Source organism: Methylibium sp. T29-B (assembly GCF_000576225.1).
GTDB lineage: Bacteria > Pseudomonadota > Gammaproteobacteria > Burkholderiales > Burkholderiaceae_C > Methylibium > Methylibium petroleiphilum.
The window spans coordinates 1-2514 of the sequence record NZ_AZSN01000291.1; the positions used below are offsets into that span (position 1 = coordinate 1).

The 2514-nt window shown below is 71.4% G+C and carries 3 protein-coding genes and 1 pseudogene; 2 read left to right on the forward strand and 2 right to left on the reverse strand.

Features of this window, described 5'->3' with window-relative positions:
- Positions 1-254: pseudogene (locus tag Y694_RS21225) on the forward strand (hypothetical protein); the annotation flags it as partial.
- A 173-nt stretch (positions 255-427) separates the two neighbouring features.
- Here Y694_RS21225 and Y694_RS21230 read toward each other — a convergent pair.
- Together Y694_RS21230 and Y694_RS21235 are read right to left on the reverse strand one after the other, a co-directional pair.
- Positions 428-1081 (reverse strand): DUF2238 domain-containing protein, encoded by a 654-nt coding sequence (locus Y694_RS21230; RefSeq protein ID WP_051495964.1) that lies wholly within the window; start codon positions 1079-1081, stop codon positions 428-430.
- Positions 1082-1106: 25 nt separating this feature from the next.
- The gene (locus tag Y694_RS21235; RefSeq protein ID WP_051495965.1) at positions 1107-1982 is read right to left on the reverse strand and encodes a transglutaminase family protein; all 876 of its coding nucleotides are present in this window, start codon (positions 1980-1982) and stop codon (positions 1107-1109) included.
- A gap of 204 nt (positions 1983-2186) precedes the next feature.
- On the opposite strand from Y694_RS21235, the gene Y694_RS21240 reads away from it, so the two are divergent.
- Positions 2187-2514 (forward strand): hypothetical protein (locus Y694_RS21240; protein ID WP_036236387.1); only part of this gene is annotated, 328 nt, incomplete at its 3' end.

Genomic DNA, 2514 nt, shown 5'->3' on the forward strand with positions numbered 1-2514 from the left:
CCGCTGCGTCGGCGAGCCCCTTGCAGACCCTGCCGCCGACTCACCCGGGCGATCCGCAGATCAGCGTGCCGCTCGGCAAGCCGGCCCCGCCGCCAGGGGCCCCGTCCTCCGCACCGGTGGCGCCGCCGCCGCCCGCCGCCGATCTGCGTGGTGAGTCGATGGCGAGTTGCGATCGCCTGTCCGGCAAGGCCGCGGTGGCCGAATGCCGCCGCCGCGTGGCGACGCAGGGCAGTGCGCGCCCGACGCCGCCCTGATCTCATCGGTTCAAAAGAAGCCCGGTGCGGCTCGCGCCACACCGGGCAATTGACGATGATCATTCCTGGTGGATTGGCGTCCAGAGGAATGGATTCATCCTAGTGGCTGGCCGCCGCCTGCGGGCCGGGAAAGCCTCCCGAAGTGAGGGGGCGGCGGGCCGGTGGCGGGGCGCTCAGGGACCGTTCTGGACGGTCAGCGCCCTCAATTGCCGGTCGTGCCGGCGCGCCAGCAGCCACTGAGCGGCCATCGCGCCGAGCCACGCGCAGAACATGTCCTTCTGGGTGTCGAAGGGGTCGCCCTGGGTGCCGAGAAACTCATCGGCGCCGCCGCCCAGCGCCTCGGCCGCGCCCCACTCGATCAGCTCGTAGAGCGCGCTGATCGCCAGGCAGACGGCGGTGACCAGCGTGAACAGCCAGCCGCCGCGCATCTCGGGCCGCGCCAGCGGCGTGAGCCGCAGCAGCAGTTCGCGCGCCACGATGGCCGGCACGAAGCCCTGCATCAGGTGTCCGATGCGGTCGTAGTGGTTGCGCTCGAAGCCGAACCACTGCTGCATCCAGTGGCCGAGCGGCACGCGTGCGTAGGTGTAGTGGCCGCCGAGGATCAGCACCGCCATGTGCAGCGCGATCAGGCCGTAGAGCAGCGGCGTGAGCGGGAAGCGCCGGTGCGTGGCCAGCAACAGCGGCAGGGCGATCAGCACCGGTGCCACCTCCATCAGCCAGGTGCCGCGCTCGTACGGCCCGATGCCCGACCAGAGCAGCAGCGCCAGCACGGCGGCGGTGTAGATCCACAGACCCTTGAGCGACAGGCTGGCAGTGTTCGGCGGCATGCGCCGATGCTGCCAGAGGAAACGGTCAGCCGCCGGCGTCGGCGAGCGCCAGCTGCTGCGGGCCCACCGCCTCGATCTGCGGGTTCATGCTCAGCATGCGGGCCGGGCCGAACAGCGTAGCGAAGGCCACGTCCTTGGCGTCGCGGCCGCTGGCGATGCGGACCAGATCGTCCACCGGCGACATCCGCGTCGGGTCGAACAGCACCCAGCGGCCGCCCAGCCAGGCCTCGAACACCGCGTGAAAGTCGGGGGGCGGCTCGTCGAAACGCGCATAGCCGACCGCCAGGCGCGCCGGGATGTTGAGCGCGCGACAGAAGGTGACGCCCAGGTGGGCGAAATCGCGGCACACGCCGGCGCGCTGCACGAACACCTCGCGCGCCGTGGTGGTGGGTCCGGTCGAGCCGATCGCGTACTCGATGTGCTCGAAGATCCAGTCGGCGATCGCCTGCACCCGCGCATGGCCGGGTGGCAGGTGACCGAACAGCTTGTAGGCGGCGCGGCCCAGCAGGTCCGACTCGCAGTAGCGCGTGGGCGCCAGGTTGTGGAGCACGTGGTCGGGCAACTCGTGGATCGGCTGCTCGGGGGCGCGCAGATCGCGCGTGAACGGCCGCTTCTTCACCAGGGCCCGGTACAGCAGCGTGAAGCGGCCGGCCTCGACGTGCACGCGCGTGAAGCGGTGCCCCTGCGTGGGATCGGCGAAGACGTGGAAGGCGGCGTCGCTGTGGAAGTCGATCGATTCGCCGGCGATGTGCTGCTCGGCGTCCTTCAGCGCGTGCACCAGGAACACGAAGTCGGTCGGGGCATCGACCTCGTAGGTCAGCTCGCAGTCGACCCGGAAGGCCCGCTCGGCGGCGCGCCGCGAGGACAGCCGAAACGGTTTGAGGAGGGCGGAGAGCGGCATGGCTGACGGTGGGGAGGACATGGCGACGATTTCATCCTCGGGTGGCCTCCCGAGCCATCGGACGCGTTGCCGCGACCGCGTAGGACGCCGCCGCAGCACCGAGATGGCGCACGTGCCGGGCTGCATCGCCCGTTCGCGGGCTCGGGTCCGCGGCGTCGCGGCGACATCGCAGCGCTGGAAGCGAACACTACAATGCCGCGGCCTATGCGTCCGCCCATCGTCCGTCTGCGCTCTGCTCTCGTCCTGGCCGTGCTGGCTTGGTTCGCGCAGCTCTGCCTGCCGGTGGCACACGCGGCGGTCATGTCTTCGCCCAGCACCCAGCTGCTCGGGTGGTGCGGCGATCCTTCCGGCGCGCTCGCGATCGCGGCCGAGCTGCCCGCCGAGATCCGCGAGGGACTCGGGCTGGACGGCCTGCATCCCGATCACCTCGCTTGCGCGCAGCTTTGCGCGGCCGGGACCACGCCACCGACGGTGCCCGTCGCGAACACGGTGCTGCTGCGCGCGGCGGGTCTCGAGCCTGCACCGGCGCGCG

Coding starts and splice junctions, on each gene's coding strand:
- Y694_RS21230 (WP_051495964.1), bottom strand. CDS start 1,081: ATGCCGCCGAACACTGCCAGCCTGTCGCTCAAGGGTCTGTGGATCTAC.
- Y694_RS21235 (WP_051495965.1), bottom strand. CDS start 1,982: ATGCCGCTCTCCGCCCTCCTCAAACCGTTTCGGCTGTCCTCGCGGCGC.